The following is a 15,126-nucleotide window of genomic DNA, read 5'->3' as shown; positions in this document are numbered from 1 at the left end:
CGTGGCGCTCAAGGTCGGTTACAAGGCGTCGGCGGAGCAGTTCGGACCGCGGGACCTGGTCGAGTACGCGGTGCGTGCCGAAGAGGTCGGCCTCGACTCGGTCTGGGTGTCCGACCACTTCCTGCCCTGGCGGCACGAAGGCGGGCACGCCCCCTGGGCGCTGGCCTGGATGCCGGCGGTCGCCGAGCGCACCAAGCGGGTCCAGATCGGCACGAGCGTGCTGACCCCGACGTTCCGGTACAACCCGGCGGTGATCGCGCAGGCGTTCGCCACGATGTCACTGCTGTCCGGCGGCCGCGTGATCCTCGGCGTCGGGACCGGCGAGGCGCTGAACGAGATCGCCGTGTCCGGGCGCGAATGGCCGGAGTTCAAGGAGCGCTTCGCCCGGCTGCGCGAGTCGGTCAAGCTGATGCGCGAGCTGTGGACCAGCGACAACGTGAACTTCGACGGCGAGTACTACAAGCTCGTCGACGCGCGCATCTACGACCGCCCGGAGCAGCCGGTGCCGGTGTACATCGCCGCGGGCGGCCCGGTGGTGGCCAAGTACGCGGGCCGCTCGGGTGACGGGTTCATCTGCACCTCGGGCAAGGGCATGGACCTCTACACGGAGAAGCTGATGCCCGCGGTGGTCGAGGGCGCGAAGGCGGCGGAGAAGAACACCGACGACGTCGACCGGACCATCGAGATCAAGCTGTCGTACGACCGCGACCACGAGAAGGCGCTGGAAAACACCCGCTTCTGGGCGCCGCTGTCGCTGTCGGCCGAGCAGAAGCACAGCGTCACCTCGGCCGACGAGATGGAGCGGCTGGCCGACGAGCTGCCGATCGAGCAGGTCGCCAAGCGCTGGATCGTGGCGTCGGACCCGGACGAGGCCGTGGCGCAGATCAAGCCGTACCTGGACGCGGGCCTGAACCACCTGGTCTTCCACGGCCCGGGCCACGACCAGGAGCGCTTCCTGACCCAGTTCTCCGAGGACGTGCTGCCGAAGCTGCGCGCTTTGGGCTGAGCCCGAGGGTCGCCCGGCCGGCGCCGCCGGCCGGGCGATCACGGCTCAGTGCACCTCGACGGTGGACTTCACCGCCCGGTCGCCCTTGTAGACGTTGCAGACGGCCGTGCTGGTCTTCCCGACGCGGACCCACGGGCCCGTGCGGTCGTAGTCGATGGCCCACGTGGAGGCGCAGTGGGTCCAGGCGCGGTACTCGCCGGTGCCGTTGGTGCACACGGCCGCCGCGCTCTTCGCGGCGGGATGCGTGACCGTGCAGTCGTAGGGATCGGCGGACGCCGTCCCCGTGCCGAGCGCGAACAACGACGCGCCGAAGAGCGCGGTGACACCCAGCATGCCGATGCGATTCATCGAGTTCTCCCCTGGTCGCACGGCACCGCGGGCGCCGCGCATCGTCGGATTCGGCTCGACCGTAGATCCACTTCTCCCATCGGGAACACGGTCAACCGCGGCCACTGACCGCATCCGGACGGCTCAGGAAAGGACGTCGCCGCCGAGCCGCAGTCCGCCGATGTAGCCGGCCAGGCCGCTGCCGGACCGAGGCGAGCAGCGCGGCCCCGTCGGAACCGGGCCGCACCACGACGGTCGCGCGCAAGCCGACTTCGCTGTGGTCCGCTCAGGAAAGGCGTTCGATGATGGTGACGTTGGCGGTGCCGCCGCCTTCGCACATGGTCTGCAGCCCGTAACGACCCTCGCGGCGCTCCAGTTCGTGCAGGAGCGTCGCGAGGAGCTTCGTCCCCGTCGCCCCGATGGGGTGACCGAGGGCGATGCCGCCGCCGTTGACGTTCACCCGCGAGGGGTCCGCGCCCGTTTCGTCCAGCCACGCCAGCACCACGCTCGCGAACGCCTCGTTGACCTCGAACAGGTCGATGTCCTCGATCGCGAGCCCCGTCTTCCGGAGCGCGTGGGACGTCGCCGGGATCGGGCCGGTCAGCATCCACACCGGGTCCGCCGCGCGGACCGACAGGTGGTGGATGCGGGCTCGCGGCGTCAGGTTGTGCTCCTTCACGAACGCTTCCGACGCGACGAGTGCCGCACTCGCGCCGTCGGAGATCTGGCTGGCCACCGCCGCCGTCAAGCGGGACTCCGGAGCCAACGGCTTGAGCCCGCGCATGCGCTCCAACGACGTGTCCCGGCGCGGGCCTTCGTCCTGCTTGAAGCCGTCCACCGGCGTGATCTCCGCGTCGAACCGTCCGGAGTCGATGGCCGCGAGAGCCCGCTGGTGGCTGCGGAACGCGTACTCCTCCATCGCCTCGCGCGTGATGTCCCAGTGCGCCGCGATCATGTCGGCGCTGCGGAACTGCGACACCTCGATACTCCCGTAGCGCTCCTGCCAGCCCTTCGAACCGGAGAACGGGTCGTCGAAGCCGTACTCGCGCCCGGCCAGCATCGCCGCGCTGATCGGGATGCGGCTCATGTTCTGCACGCCGCCGGCCAGCACGAGGTCCTGCGTGCCGGACAGCACGGCCTGCGCGGCGAAGTGCACCGCCTGCTGGCTCGACCCGCACTGCCGGTCGATCGTCACGCCGGGCACGTGGTCCGGGAACCCGGCCGCGAGCCACGCCGTGCGCGCGATGTTGCCCGACTGCGGGCCCAGGGTGTCCGTGCAGCCGAGGATGACGTCGTCGACGAGGTCCGGGTCGACACCCGCGCGCTCGACGACCGCCTTGATGACGTGCGCGCCGAGGTCGGCGGAGTGCCACCCGGACAGCGCGCCGCCGCGCCGGCCCACGGGCGTGCGGACCGCGTCGAGGAGGAAGGCTTCGGGCACGGGAGCTCCTAGGGGTGCTGGCTGGAGACGGAGACGACTTCGCCGGTGAGGTAGCTCGCGTAGTCGCTGGCGAGGAAGACCATGACGTTGGCGACCTCCCACGGCTCGGCGGCGCGGCCGAACGCCTCCCGTTTCGTGAGGTCTTCCAGGAGTTCGTCGCTGGTCACCTTGGCGAGGAAGGGATGCATGGCCAGGCTCGGCGCGACGGCGTTGATCCGGACGCCGTGCTCGGCGGCGTCGAGAGCCGAACACCGGGTCAGGGCCATCACGCCGGCTTTCGCGGCGGCGTAGTGCGCCTGCCCGGCTTGGGCGCGCCAGCCGATCACCGACGCGTTGTTGACGATCGTCCCGCCGCCGCCCTGGGCGACGAACTGCTTGAGCGCGGCCCGGGTGCACCGGAAAGTCCCGGTGAGCGTGATGTCCAGGACGCGCGACCACTCTTCGTCGGCCATGTCGAGCACGGACTTCGTGCCGCCCAGCCCGGCGTTGTTGACCAGCACGTCGAGGCGGCCGAAGTGGTCCACCGCGCCGTCGATCAGCGCCTGGACCTGCTCTTCCTTCGTGACGTCGCAGGGGAGCGCGTGCACCTTCCCGAGTTCGGCCAGCTCGGCGGCCTTCTCACCGAGGCGCCGTTCGTGCCAGTCGGAGATGACGACACTCGCGCCCTCCTCGAGGCACCGGCGAGCGACAGCCGAGCCGATGCCGGTGCCGGCCGCGGCGGTGACCACGACGACCTTGCCGGACAGCAGGTCGTGGCCGGGTGGGTACTCGGGGATCACGGTCGCGCCTCCCGGGGCAGGCCGAGCACGCGCTCGGCGATGATGTTCCGCTCGATCTCGTCCGAACCGCCGTAGATCGTGTCGGCGCGGGTGAACAGGTACAGCCGCTGGGCGTCGTCCAGTTCGGCACCGCCGGCGACCAGCGACCGCGCGCCGCGGGCCCGCATCGCGAGTTCGCCGAGCCCGCGGTGCCACTGCGCCCAGAGCAGCTTGCCGACGGCGACCTCCGGCCCGGCCGGCCGGCCGAGCGTCCGCAGGGCGTGCGCGCGCAGGACCCGCAGGCCGATCCGGGCGCGCGTGAGGTCGGTCCGCAGCAGCGGGTCGTCGTAGGTGCCGGTGCGCTTCGCCTCGGCGACGATGTCGTCGAGCTCGCGGCGGAAGCCGATCTGCTGGCCGAGCGTCGAGACGCCGCGTTCGAAACCGAGCGTGGCCATGGCGATCTTCCAGCCGTCGCCGGGCTCGCCGACGACCAGCTCGGCGGGTGTGCGGGCGTCGTCGAAGAAGACTTCGTTGAACTCCGACGTGCCGGTCAGCTGCTGGATCGGCCGCACGGTGACGCCGTCCTGGTTCAGCGGCACCAGGAGGTACGACAGGCCGTGGTGGCGCTGCGACCCCGGTTCGGTGCGGGCCACGACGAAGCACCAGTCGGCCACGTGGGCCAGCGACGTCCAGATCTTCTGCCCGTTGACCACCCAGCCGCCGTCGCTCAGCACCGCCGACGTCGAGACGGCGGCGAGGTCGGAACCGGCCCCGGGCTCGGAGTAGCCCTGGCACCACAGCTCTTTGACGGCGACGATCCTGGGCAGGAAGCGTTTTCGCTGTTCGGGCGTGCCGAAGGCGATGAGCGTCGGGCCGAGCAGCTGCTCGCCGATGTGGTTGACGCGCGCGGGCGCGCCCGAGGCCGCGTACTCCTCGTGGAAGGCGACCTGCTCGTCGAGCGACAGGCCGCGCCCGCCGTGCTCGACCGGCCAGCCGACGCACGTCCAGCCGGCTGAGGCCAGGTGCCGTTCCCAGGCCAGGCGCAGGTCGAACGCCTCGTGCTCGCGTCCCGGCCCGCCGAGACCGCGCACCGCGGCGAACTCGCCGGTCAGGTTGTCCGCGAGCCAGCCCGCGACCTCGCGGCGGAATCGCGTCGGTTCCACGCTCGCCTCCTTGCTGCCGGGCCGGTCCGGGACCTAGGGTAATGAGAACACGTTCTAGTTTGTCGGTCCAGAGGAGGGTGTGGTGGGTCAGACCACGATCCCGGCCGTCGTCCGCGATGCCGCCGCGAAGTTCGGTTCGGCGGAGGCACTGGTCGACGGCCCGCTCCGGCTCGGTTTCGACGACCTTCTGGAACGTGTTCAGTCGGTCGCGCGGGCCTTCCTCGCCCGCGGTCTCCGGCGCGGCGACCGCGTCGCGATCACGCTCCCCAACACCCACCACTGGGTCCTGACGGCGCTCGGCGCGCTCTACGCGGGCGCGACCCTGGTGCCGGTCAACACCCGGTTCACCGCCGCCGAGACCGTGGACCTGCTGGTCCGGAGCCGGGCGAAAGCCCTGGTCGTGGCGGCCGACTTCCTCGGCACCGACCGCCACGCGGCGATCGTCGCGACCGGCGTGGACCTGCCCGACCTGGCCACGGTCGTCCGGGTCGCCCTCGAACAGCCGCACCGGCCGGTCGGGGACGCGCTCGGCTGGGACGAGTTCCTCGCGGAAGCCGAGAAGGTGCCTCTCGAGGAAGCCGAGGCGCGCGCCGACGCGGTTGAGCCGGACGACGTGAGCGACATCCTGTTCACCTCGGGCACCTCCGGTCGCTCGAAGGGCGTGCTGTCGGCCCACCGGCAGGTGGTCGGCGTCGCCACCGCCTGGGCGGACTGCGGCCAGGTCACCGCCGACGACCGGTACCTGGTGATCAACCCGTTCTTCCACAGCTTCGGCTACAAGGCCGGGATCGTCGTCGGCCTGCTGACCGGCGCGACGATCGTGCCGCAGGCGGTGTTCGACGTGCGCGCCGCCCTGGACGTGATCGAACGGGAACGGATCTCGGTGCTGCCGGGCGCGCCGACGATCTTCCAGTCCCTGCTGCACGAACAGCGCCGGCCGGACGTGTCGTCCCTGCGGCTCGCGGTCACCGGCGCCGCCGACGTGCCGGCGTCGCTCGTCCGGCGCATGCGCTCCGAGCTGGGCTTCGACATCGTCCTGACCGCGTACGGCCTCACCGAAGCGGTGGTCGTGACGATGTGCCGCCCCGGCGACGACGCGGAGCTCGTCGCGAAGACGTCCGGCCGCGCGACCGCGGGGTTCGAGGTCGCGATCCAGGGGTCGCCTGGCGAAGTGGTCCTGCGGGGCCCGAACGTGATGCTCGGCTACCTGGACGAACCGGAAGCGACCGCGAAAGCCATCGATGACGACGGCTGGCTGCACACCGGCGACGTCGGCGAGCTCGACGACGCGGGCAACCTCACGCTCACCGGCCGGCTGAAAGACATGTACATCTGCGGCGGCTTCAACGTCTACCCGGCCGAGGTCGAGCACGCCCTGACCGAGCTGGCGGGTGTCCGCGACGTCGCCGTGATCGGTGTCCCGGACGAGCGCCTCGGCGAGGTCGGCAAGGCCTTCGTCGTCGGCACCGGCCTGACCGAAGACGCCGTCCTCGCGTTCTGCCGCGAGCGGCTCGCCAACTACAAGACCCCGCGGTCCGTCGCGTTCCTGGACGCGCTGCCCCGCAACGCTTCCGGCAAGGTGCTGAAGCGGCTGCTCAGTGAGGAGAAGGCATGAGCGAAGCCGACGTCGTCCGCTACGAGCGCCGCGGGCCGGTCGCCGTGGTCACCATGAACCGGCCCGACTACCGCAACGCCCAGAACTCGGCGATGACCTACGCCCTCGACGACGCCTTCGCGCGCGCGGTGAACGACGCCGAGGTCAAGGTGATCGTGCTGGCGGGGGCGGGCAAGCACTTCTCCGCCGGGCACGACATCGGCACCCCGGGACGCGATGTGGACGTCAGTTTCGACCGGCGTTCGGTGCTGTGGTGGGACCACACCGACCGCGCCGGCGGCGACCAGCGCTTCGCCCGCGAATCCGAGGTCTACCTGGGCATGTGCCGGCGCTGGCGCGAGATTCCGAAGCCGATGATCGCGAGCATCCAGGGCGCCTGCATCGCGGGCGGGCTGATGCTGGCCTGGGTGTGCGACCTGATCGTCGCGTCCGACGACGCGTTCTTCGCCGACCCGGTGGTGCGTATGGGCATTCCGGGTGTCGAGTACTTCGCGCACCCGTGGGTGCTCGGGCCGCGCGCCGCGAAGGAAGTGCTGTTCACCGGTGAACGCTTCACCGTCCAGCAGGCGAAGGAATGGGGGATGATCACCCGGATCGTCCCGCGCGCCGAGCTGGAGCAGCACACCCTGGAGCTCGCCGAGAAGATCGGCGGGATGCCGCAGTTCGGGCTCGCGCTGGCGAAGAAGGCCGTCAACCAGGCCGAAGACCTGATGGGCCTGCGGTCCGGAATGGACTCCGTGTTCGGGCTGCACCACCTCGCGCACGCCCACAACGCGGAGACGTCGGAAGACTCGCTCGGCGGGCAGTCCGCGCGGTCCATGCGCGACGCGAACAAGGGGGCTTGATGGACCTCGACATCGACGAGGCGTCCGCGGCCTTCCGCGACGAAGCGCGCGCGTGGCTGACTTCGCATGTGCGGACGTTGCCGTCGATGGACACCGCCGAAGGCTTCGAGGCCCACCGCGAGTGGGAGGCCGAACTCGCCGAAGCGCGCTGGTCGGTCGTGTCGTGGCCGCGCGAGTACCACGGCCGGGACGCGTCGATGCTGCAGTGGCTGCTGTTCGAGGAGGAGTACTACGCCTCCGGTGCGCCGGGCCGGGTGAGCCAGAACGGGATCTTCATGCTGGGCCCGACGCTGTTCGCCCACGGCACGCCGGAGCAGCGTGACCGGATCCTGCCCGCGATGGCCCGCGGCGACGAAGTGTGGGCGCAGGCGTGGTCGGAACCCGAGGCGGGCAGCGACATCGCGGCGTTGCGCAGCACGGCGGTGCGGACCGATGGTGGCTGGCGGCTTTCCGGTCAGAAGACGTGGAGTTCGCGGGCGTCCTTCGCCGATCGCGCGTTCGGGCTGTTCCGCACGGATCCGGACGCGCAGCGCCACCACGGCTTGACCTACTTCATGGCCGACCTGCGTGCCGACGGCGTCACGGTCCGGCCGATCCCACAGCTGGACGGCGAACCCGGCTTCGCGGAGATCTTCTTCGACGACGTCTTCGTGCCCGACGAGGACGTGATCGGCGAGGTGGGGCAGGGCTGGCGGGTCGCGATGACGACGGCGAACAACGAGCGCGGCCTGTCCCTGCGCAGCCCCGGCCGGTTCCTCGCCGCGGCGTCCCGGCTCGTGGATCTCTGGCGTGCGCAGGACTCGCCACCGTCCACTCAGGACCGGGTCGCCGACGCCTGGATCGGCGCCCGTGCCTACCAGCTCTACACGTTCGGCACCGTGAGCCGCCTCGCCGACGGTGGTGAGCTGGGTCCGGAGTCCAGTGTGAACAAGCTGTTCTGGTCGCACCTGGACGTCTCGCTGCACGAGACGGCCCTGGACGTGCTCGGCCCGGCCGCCGAGACCGACCGGGACTGGGTCGACGGCTACCTGTTCTCCCTCGCCGGCCCGATCTACGGCGGCACCGACCAGATCCAGCGCAACACGATCGCCGAACGGCTGCTGAAGCTGCCGAGGGAGGCGCGCCGATGAGGTTCCAGCTGTCCCCGGAACAGCGCCAGTTCTCCGCGTCCCTGCACGACCTGCTGGGCGGCGCGGACACCGCGACCGTCGCGCGGGCGTGGGCAGCGGGGTCGCCCGAGCGCGGCCTGAAACTGCTGCGCTCACTGGCCGACCTCGGCGTCCCCGCGCTGCTGGTCGACGAGGAGCACGGCGGGCTCGGCGGTTCCGCGGTCGACCTCGTGGTCGCCTTCGAAGCGCTCGGCTACCACGCCGTGCCCGGCCCGCTGGTCGAGACGGCCGCCGTCGCGCCGTCCGTGCTGACCGGCGACCGGCTGGCCGCGCTCGCCGGCGGTGACCTCCTGGCGACGGTCGTCTCGCCGCCGGAAGTCCCGCTCGCCCTGGACGCCGACGTCGCCGGAGTGGTCCTGGACCTCAACGAAGGCGAGGTCACCGACGTCGGGACCGAGCTGATCCGGTCGGTCGACCCGGCCCGGCGGCTGTTCCGGATCACCGGGACCACCCGGCCCACCGCAGCCGACCCGATCGCGTTCGACCGGGGTGTGCTGGCCGTGTCCGCGCAGCTGCTCGGCGCGGGCCAGTGGCTCCTCGACGCCTCCGTCGCCTACGCGCGGCAGCGCAGTCAGTACGGCCGAGCCATCGGCGAATACCAGGCGGTCAAGCACCTGCTGGCCGACGTCGTGACGCAGCTCGAACTCGCCCGGCCGCTGCTGTACGGCGCGGCCGTCGCCGGGGACACGTTCGCCCGGGACGTCTCGGCGGCGAAGGTCATGGCGGGCGACGCCGCGTACCTCGCGGCACGCACCGCCCTCCAGGTGCACGGCGCCATCGGCTACACCGCCGAACACGACCTCGGCCTGCGGCTGACGAAGGTGCGGGCACTGGCCGGGGCCTGGGGAACCGGGTCGTTCCACCGCGCGCGCGTCCTGGCGGGGCTGCGATGACCGACCCCCTGGAAACCGAGGAAGCGCAAGCACTGCGGGACGCGGTGCGGTCCCTGCTGACCCGCCGCTCGGGCCCGGAGGCCGTGCGGGCGGCCATGGAGTCGCCGCTCGGGTACGACGACAAGCTCTGGGCGACGCTGTGCGAGCAGATCGGCGTCGCCGCCCTCGCGATCCCCGAACACCACGGCGGCGCGGGCGCCGGCCTGGCCGAGGCGTGCGTGGTCCTGGAGGAGCTGGGCCGCACCCTCACCCCCGCCCCGATGCTCGGCTCCGCGGTGCTGTGCGGCTTCGCGGTACTCGGCGCCGGAAATGACGAAGCCTGCGAGCGGCTGCTGCCGGGCATCGCCGCCGGCACGACCCTCGCCGCGCTGGCCTGGGCCGACGAAGCCTGGTCGCCGGGCTTGACCGCGTCGGACACCGGCCTCGACGGCCGCGCCCACTACGTCCTCGACGGTGACCTCGCCGACGTCCTGCTGGCCGTGGCCCGGACGTCCGACGGCGCCGGCCTGTTCGAGGTGCCCCTCGCCGGCGTCCGCCGGGAGCGCGTCACGACCCTGGACCCGACCCGTCGGCTGGCGGTGGTGGAGTGCGCGTCGACCCCGGCGCGGCGCCTCGACGCCGACGGCTTCGACCTGGGGAAACTGCGCGACACGGCGGTCGTCGCCGTCGCCGCCGAACAGGTCGGCGCGGCGGCCCGCGCGCTGGAACTGACGGTGGAGTACACGAAGCAACGCAAGCAGTTCGGCCGGGCGCTCGGGTCGTTCCAGGCGCTGAAGCACCGGATGGCCGACGTGCACGTCCACGTCGAGGCGGCCCGCTCGGCGCTGTACGCGGCACTCGTGGACGGTGACGCCGAAGCCGTGACGACCGCGAAAGTCGTGTGCAGCGAAGCGTTTTCCCACGCGGCGGCGGAGATGGTCCAGCTCCACGGCGGCATCGCGATCACGTGGGAGCACGACGCGCACCTGTACTTCAAGCGCGCCCACGGGACCGCGTGGCTGTTCGGCGATCCCGCGAGCGCGCTCGGTTCCTAGGACAGGTGGTGCCGCTCCTGCAGCCCGTAGACCGGCGTCGGGATGCCTTCCGCGCGGGCCTTCAGCTGCAGCGCCAGGTAGAGCGAGTAGTGCCGGGACTGGTGCAGGTTCCCGCCGTGGAACCACAGCCCGTCCTGCTGGGTGGGCTTCCACATGTTCCGCTGCTCGCCCTCCCACGGGCCCGGGTCCTTCGTCGTCTCCGAGCCCAGGCCCCAGACCTTGCCGACCTTGTCCGCGACCTCCTGGCTGATCAGGTCGGCGGCCCAGCCGTTCATCGAGCCGTAGCCGGTCGCGTAGACGACGAGGTCGGCTTCCAGCTCGGTGCCGTCGTCGAGCTTCACCGACGTCTCGGTCAGCTCGGTGACCTGGCCGTGGGCGAGCTTGACCTGGCCGTCGGCCACCAGGTCCGCCGAACCGACGTCGATGTAGTAGCCCGACCCGCGCCGCAGGTACTTCATGAAGAGGCCGGAGTCGTCGTCGCCCCAGTCGTGCCGGAAGCCGGCGGCTTCGAGGCGGTCGTAGAACTCCTGGTCGCGTTCTTTGATCGCGGCGTACACCGGCTGCTGGAAGGTGTGCATGATCCGGTAGGGGAGCGAGGCGAACGTCAGGTCGGCCTTCTGCGTCGTCATCCCCGCGGCGAGCGCGCGTTCCGAGTACAGGTCACCGAGCCCGAGGTCCATCAGCGAGTCCGACTTCACGATGTGCGTCGAGCTGCGCTGGATCATGGTGACGTCGGCGCCGGCTTCCCACAGGGCGCCGCAGATGTCGAAGGCGGAGTTGTTGGAGCCGACGATCACGGCCTTCTTGCCGCGGTAGGCGTCCGGCCCGGGGTGTTTCGAGCTGTGGTGCTGCTCGCCGCGGAAGCGGTCCTGGCCCGGCAGTTCGGGCACGTTCGGCTTGCCCGACATACCGGTCGCCAATACCAGGTGCTTCGGCTTGAGGGTGACTTCTTCGCCGTCGCGGTCGAGGACGACTGTCCATTCCTTCGCTTCTTCGTCGTAGGAGGCGCTTTGGCAGGTCGTCGACGACCAGTAGTTGACCTCCATGACCTTCGTGTACATCTCGAGCCAGTCGGCGATCTTGTCCTTGGGCGCGAAGACCGGCCAGGTGCGGGGGAAGTCGAGGTAGGGCAGGTGGTCGTACCAGACGGGGTCGTGCAGGCACAGCGACTTGTACCGGCCGCGCCACTGGTCGCCCGGGCGCGCGTACCGGTCGACGACGACGTGGTCCACGCCGAGCTGGCGCAGCCGGGCGCCGAGCGCGATCCCGCCCTGGCCGCCGCCGATGACGACGACGTACGGCTGCCGTGTGGTGCCCAGTTCGTCCGCTTCCGCCTGCCGCGCTTCGGACCACGTGACGCGCTCGCGGTTGACGCCGTGCTCGGCGCCCTTCGGCCGGGTCGTGCCGAGTGGCTCCTCGTGGCCCTTCAGCTCGTAGAGCGTCGTGAGGAAGGTGAACGCGCCTTCGTCGTTCAGCCGCAGGTGCCCGCGCCCGCGGCCGGCCGCCGTCTCGAACCCGATCCACGCCTCGACGATCCCGTTCGCTTCGGTCGGCTCCTCGGTGGCGTGGAAGCCGGTCGCGTCGGCGGTGTCCATCGTCGCGAGGAGCAGGTCCTTGACGCCGTCACGGTTCTCGACGGTCTTGAGGTTCCAGGTGAACGCGATCAGGTCGCGCCAGAACGACGTCGTCGCGAAGAGGGCGGCGGCCCGGTCGGCGTCCCGGGCCGCGAGCGCGGCCTCGAAGTCGGCGAGCCAGCCTTCGACGCGCTGCCGGGCATCGACGGCCGCGGCCGGTTCGAGGGTCTGGGTCATGCGGACCTCCCCGTCTCGGGCACCGTCGTCGTCGGCGGCGCGTTCCCGGCAGCCAACCCCGGCGGGCGGGGTCGGCGGAAGGGTTGCCTCAAGGTTGCATCAGCACGACTTCGACGCCGGGCGCGATCCGGTACGGGCGGGCGAGCAGCAGCCCGCCGACCAGCTTGCGCAGCCGCGACAGCTCCGCCCGGACGGTCACCAGGTGCGTGCGGTCGCCGTAGAGCGTCTCCGACAGCTGCGCCGCCGACACCCCGGCCGGGCCCGCGGTCGCGATCAGCCGCAGCAGGTCGGCCTGCCGCCGTCCCAGCGGGTGCGTCCACCGCGCCGAGCCTTCGACGATCGCACGCGGCGGGTCGAGCTCGAGGGTGAGCCGCAGGGTTTCGCGGTGGCTCGGCCGCAGCAGCCAGCCCCCGGGCACCGGCTCGGGCTCGCACGCCCCGACACCGCGGACCGCGACGGGCACGCCGGGCCGGGGCGCGGCGACGCGGTCGATCCCGGAGACGCCGCGCTGGGCGGCGACCCAGCCGTGGTCGTCGACGACGAGCCCGGTCGTGCTCAGCAGGTGGCCGGACAGCCGGCGCAGCGCTTCGAGCCGCATCTCGTGCCGTTGGCGCAGGACGGCCTCGGCCAGCCGCACCGACGTCCCGACCAGGGCGACGGTCATCGGGTGGACGGTCTCGGCCGGCCCGCTGACGTCGACGATCCCGAGCAGCTCGCCGGTCCGCGGGTCGTGCACGGGGTAGGCGGTGCAGGCCCAGGCGTGGTGCGAGCGCACGAAGTGCTCGGCGGCGAACATCTGCACGGGGGCGGCTTCGGCCAGCGCCGTCCCGATCGCGTTGCTGCCGATGGCGGGCTCCGACCAGGTGGCACCCTCGGTGAAGCCGAGCGAGTCGGCCCGGTGTCGCACGCCGCGCGCGCCCTCGCGCCAGAGGACGACGCCGTCGGCATCGGTGACGACCATCAGGTGATGCGCGTCCTCGGCGACCGACGTCAGCGCACCGCGGAGTTCGGGGAGGACTTCACCGATCCGGCAGCCGGTCCGCCGCCGTTCGACCTCGGCGGTGTTCAGGGGGTCGGGCGCGGGCGGCCGATCGGGATCGACGCCTTGCGCGGCAACCCGGCGCCACGAGCGTTCGACGAGCCGTCGCGGAGCGGTCCGAGGCGCCCGCCCGGCGAGGACGGCATCGTGGATACCGGCGAGCAGCCGAGCATGCCCGGCGACATCGGTGCCGGGCCGGACCGCGCAGACATCGTCGTCCACCGCCACCTCCTGGGCCGGCATCACGGTAACCCGGGGGAGTGGGGGTGGGGCAACCTTCCCGCAACCTCCGGAGGACCCGAGTACCTGGGTGGACGACACGCGTACCCCGCTGGACGACTCGCGTACCTCGCTGGACGACACGCGTGCTTGGGCGAGCGACACGTGCGCCTGAGCGGCCGACTCGCGTGCCTGCACGGACGACGCGTGCATGGGCGGCCGACACGTGGGCTTGGGCGGACGACACGCGTGTCTGGGCGGACGACACGGCGGCCGAGCCCGCCTGCGGCGTCAGCCGGTGAGGCGGGCCGCCGCGCCGGGGAGCTCGCGGTTGGCCTCGTCCAGGCCCGTGGCGACCGTGCGGCACGAGCCGCAGCCCGCGATGTGGTCGGCCACCACGCTCGCCCGGCGCGGGGACAACGCTCCCCGGACCCACGCCCCCATGCGACGGCGGGGCTCGCGGCAGATCGGTTCCTCGGCGTCGGGCACCTGGACCTGCAGGTACGCCTGACGCAACCCCTCCCGCGCCCGCATCGCCAGCGCCGACACGCTGTTCGGCGTCAGGCCCAGCAGCGGCGCCGCCTCCGTCGGCGTGTCGCCCTCGGCCTCGGTCCGCCAGAGCACCGTCCGCCACCGGCCGGGCAGCGTGCAGTACGCCGACCACACGAGCTTCTCGTTCGACCGGTGCAGGGCCAGCTCGTCGGCGCCGCTCGACAGCGTCTCGGGGACCGTCTCGCACAGCTCGACCCGGCTGCGCTGCCGGCCCCACCGCGAGACCAGGTTCCGCAGCGTCACCACGAGGTACGGCCGCAGGTCGCCGTCCGGCCCGCCGCCCGCGTGCACGACGGCCAGCACACGGGCGAACGTCTCGGCCACCAGGTCGTCGCGCTCCGCGGGCTGCCTCGCCCACGCCGCCGCGGTGCGGCGCAACGGTTCGGCGTGCCGGCGGAACAGGGCGCCGCCCGCGTCGAGGTCACCGGCGCGGAGGGAAGCGAGCAGCACGGCGTCCGGCGGCTCCTCGTCGGCGTTCCTCATCGTCACTCTCCGCGACCCGCTGGCACCCAAAGTAAGAGGTACGGCATCGTACGCCATAGCGGCCCGCCGGTACACTCCGGCCGATGACGTCGACGGACCGCCCGCCCGACGGCCGCGCCGCCCGGTGGGCCGGTCAGCGCGACCGCCGTCGGCGTGAATTCGTCGAAGCGGGCCTGCGCGCGATCGCGCGGCACGGGCCCGAGGTGTCCACCGAGCAGATCGCCGACGAAGCCGGCGTCGCCCGCACGCGCCTCTACCGGCACTTCGACGGCGCCGCCGACCTGCAGCACGCGATCGCCGTCCGGGTCGCGGAGCTGATCACTGCGGAGTTCGCGCCGCTGTGGAACCCGAGCGGCACGCCGATGGACCTGATCCGGACGGCGATCGGCGCGCACACCCGCTGGCTGGCCGAGCACGGCTCGCTCTACCGCTACCTGACCCGGCACGCGATCGACGGCGCCCCCGACGTCTTCGCCGACGGCAAGTCCGCGATCGCCCGGCAGCTGACGATCGTGTTCGAGCACTACCTCGGACTGTTCGGAGTGGACACCCGCGTCTGCGAAGCGGTCGCCTACGGGCTGGTCGGCCTGGTGGAGTCGAGCACTTCGCGCTGGCTCGAGAACCCGCGCGGCGTCGACCGCGCCGAGCTGGCGGCGCTGCTGGCGCGCTGGGTCTGGCGGATCGTCGACGACACCCTGCGCGCCGGCGGCCTCGAGCTCGACCCGCACACCGAGCTGGCGGCGGCGAACCTCGGCTGAGCCGTCCACAGTG

The 15,126-nt window shown here is 72.1% G+C and carries 14 protein-coding genes; 7 read left to right on the top strand and 7 right to left on the bottom strand.

What is annotated here, in order from left to right:
* The first annotated feature begins 1 nt into the window (after position 1).
* Entirely contained in the window at positions 2-1,006 is a 1,005-nt protein-coding gene (gene fgd, locus ACZ7PG_RS00970) for a glucose-6-phosphate dehydrogenase (coenzyme-F420) (RefSeq protein ID WP_470238975.1), read from the top strand.
* 45 nt (positions 1,007-1,051) lie between these two features.
* On the opposite strand, the gene ACZ7PG_RS00965 is transcribed toward fgd, so the two are convergent.
* The 4 genes from ACZ7PG_RS00965 to ACZ7PG_RS00950 form a co-directional block, all read right to left on the bottom strand.
* On the bottom strand, positions 1,052-1,354 hold the full coding sequence (locus ACZ7PG_RS00965) for a hypothetical protein (RefSeq protein ID WP_470237022.1): 303 nt from the start codon (positions 1,352-1,354) through the stop codon (positions 1,052-1,054).
* Positions 1,355-1,619: 265 nt separating this feature from the next.
* A complete protein-coding gene (locus tag ACZ7PG_RS00960; protein ID WP_470237021.1) occupies positions 1,620-2,774 on the bottom strand; it encodes an acetyl-CoA C-acetyltransferase in 1,155 nt (384 codons plus the stop codon).
* Positions 2,775-2,782: 8 nt separating this feature from the next.
* On the bottom strand, positions 2,783-3,553 hold the full coding sequence (locus ACZ7PG_RS00955; protein WP_470237020.1) for an SDR family oxidoreductase: 771 nt from the start codon (positions 3,551-3,553) through the stop codon (positions 2,783-2,785).
* A complete protein-coding gene (locus ACZ7PG_RS00950; RefSeq protein WP_470237019.1) occupies positions 3,550-4,695 on the bottom strand; it encodes an acyl-CoA dehydrogenase family protein in 1,146 nt (381 codons plus the stop codon). Before ACZ7PG_RS00950 ends, ACZ7PG_RS00955 begins: the two co-directional genes overlap by 4 nt.
* A gap of 82 nt (positions 4,696-4,777) precedes the next feature.
* Between ACZ7PG_RS00950 and ACZ7PG_RS00945 the strand changes: the two genes are divergently transcribed.
* Genes ACZ7PG_RS00945 through ACZ7PG_RS00925 form a run of 5 tightly spaced genes read left to right on the top strand, consistent with a single transcriptional unit; the run spans position 4,778 to position 10,251 of the window.
* Positions 4,778-6,310, top strand: coding sequence for a FadD3 family acyl-CoA ligase (locus ACZ7PG_RS00945; RefSeq protein WP_470237018.1), 1,533 nt, complete (start codon positions 4,778-4,780; stop codon positions 6,308-6,310).
* Positions 6,307-7,155: an enoyl-CoA hydratase gene (locus ACZ7PG_RS00940; protein WP_470237017.1), complete on the top strand. Its 849-nt coding sequence runs from the start codon at positions 6,307-6,309 to the stop codon at positions 7,153-7,155. The genes ACZ7PG_RS00945 and ACZ7PG_RS00940 overlap by 4 nt, the downstream gene beginning before the upstream one ends.
* Positions 7,155-8,285 (top strand): acyl-CoA dehydrogenase family protein, encoded by a 1,131-nt coding sequence (locus tag ACZ7PG_RS00935; protein WP_470237016.1) that lies wholly within the window; start codon positions 7,155-7,157, stop codon positions 8,283-8,285. Before ACZ7PG_RS00940 ends, ACZ7PG_RS00935 begins: the two co-directional genes overlap by 1 nt.
* A complete protein-coding gene (locus tag ACZ7PG_RS00930; protein WP_470237015.1) occupies positions 8,282-9,217 on the top strand; it encodes an acyl-CoA dehydrogenase family protein in 936 nt (311 codons plus the stop codon). Before ACZ7PG_RS00935 ends, ACZ7PG_RS00930 begins: the two co-directional genes overlap by 4 nt.
* Positions 9,214-10,251 carry an acyl-CoA dehydrogenase family protein gene (locus tag ACZ7PG_RS00925; RefSeq protein WP_470237014.1) on the top strand — a complete coding sequence of 346 codons (1,038 nt, stop codon included), beginning with the start codon at positions 9,214-9,216 and terminating at the stop codon, positions 10,249-10,251. Before ACZ7PG_RS00930 ends, ACZ7PG_RS00925 begins: the two co-directional genes overlap by 4 nt.
* Here the strand turns inward: ACZ7PG_RS00925 and ACZ7PG_RS00920 are convergent.
* From ACZ7PG_RS00920 to ACZ7PG_RS00910, 3 genes are all read right to left on the bottom strand, one after another.
* The gene (locus ACZ7PG_RS00920; RefSeq protein WP_470237013.1) at positions 10,248-12,062 is read right to left on the bottom strand and encodes a flavin-containing monooxygenase; all 1,815 of its coding nucleotides are present in this window, start codon (positions 12,060-12,062) and stop codon (positions 10,248-10,250) included. The two genes, ACZ7PG_RS00925 and ACZ7PG_RS00920, sit on opposite strands and share 4 nt — an antisense overlap.
* An 88-nt stretch (positions 12,063-12,150) precedes the next feature.
* Complete coding sequence (locus tag ACZ7PG_RS00915) at positions 12,151-13,323, bottom strand: GAF domain-containing protein (protein ID WP_470237012.1); 1,173 nt, start codon at positions 13,321-13,323, stop codon at positions 12,151-12,153.
* A 288-nt stretch (positions 13,324-13,611) separates the two neighbouring features.
* Positions 13,612-14,355, bottom strand: a complete 744-nt coding sequence (locus ACZ7PG_RS00910) for a sigma-70 family RNA polymerase sigma factor (RefSeq protein WP_470237011.1) — start codon at positions 14,353-14,355, stop codon at positions 13,612-13,614.
* A gap of 83 nt (positions 14,356-14,438) precedes the next feature.
* Here ACZ7PG_RS00910 and ACZ7PG_RS00905 point away from each other — a divergent pair, with 83 nt between their 5' ends.
* A complete protein-coding gene (locus tag ACZ7PG_RS00905; RefSeq protein WP_470237010.1) occupies positions 14,439-15,113 on the top strand; it encodes a TetR/AcrR family transcriptional regulator in 675 nt (224 codons plus the stop codon).
* The last annotated feature ends 13 nt before the right edge of the window (positions 15,114-15,126 follow it).

It is taken from the genome of Amycolatopsis sp. NPDC114504 (genome assembly GCF_055633595.1).
Note: the sequence above shows the minus strand (reverse complement) of the source record. Positions and strands in the feature narration are given on the sequence as shown.

Bases quoted from the DNA above. Each gene is read 5' to 3' on its own strand.
- ACZ7PG_RS00905 (WP_470237010.1), top strand. From the start codon at position 14,439: ATGACGTCGACGGACCGCCCGCCCGACGGCCGCGCCGCCCGGTGGGCC.
- ACZ7PG_RS00930 (WP_470237015.1), top strand. From the start codon at position 8,282: ATGAGGTTCCAGCTGTCCCCGGAACAGCGCCAGTTCTCCGCGTCCCTG.
- ACZ7PG_RS00910 (WP_470237011.1), bottom strand. From the start codon at position 14,355: ATGAGGAACGCCGACGAGGAGCCGCCGGACGCCGTGCTGCTCGCTTCC.
- ACZ7PG_RS00965 (WP_470237022.1), bottom strand. From the start codon at position 1,354: ATGAATCGCATCGGCATGCTGGGTGTCACCGCGCTCTTCGGCGCGTCG.
- ACZ7PG_RS00935 (WP_470237016.1), top strand. From the start codon at position 7,155: ATGGACCTCGACATCGACGAGGCGTCCGCGGCCTTCCGCGACGAAGCG.
- ACZ7PG_RS00940 (WP_470237017.1), top strand. From the start codon at position 6,307: ATGAGCGAAGCCGACGTCGTCCGCTACGAGCGCCGCGGGCCGGTCGCC.
- ACZ7PG_RS00925 (WP_470237014.1), top strand. From the start codon at position 9,214: ATGACCGACCCCCTGGAAACCGAGGAAGCGCAAGCACTGCGGGACGCG.
- ACZ7PG_RS00920 (WP_470237013.1), bottom strand. From the start codon at position 12,062: ATGACCCAGACCCTCGAACCGGCCGCGGCCGTCGATGCCCGGCAGCGC.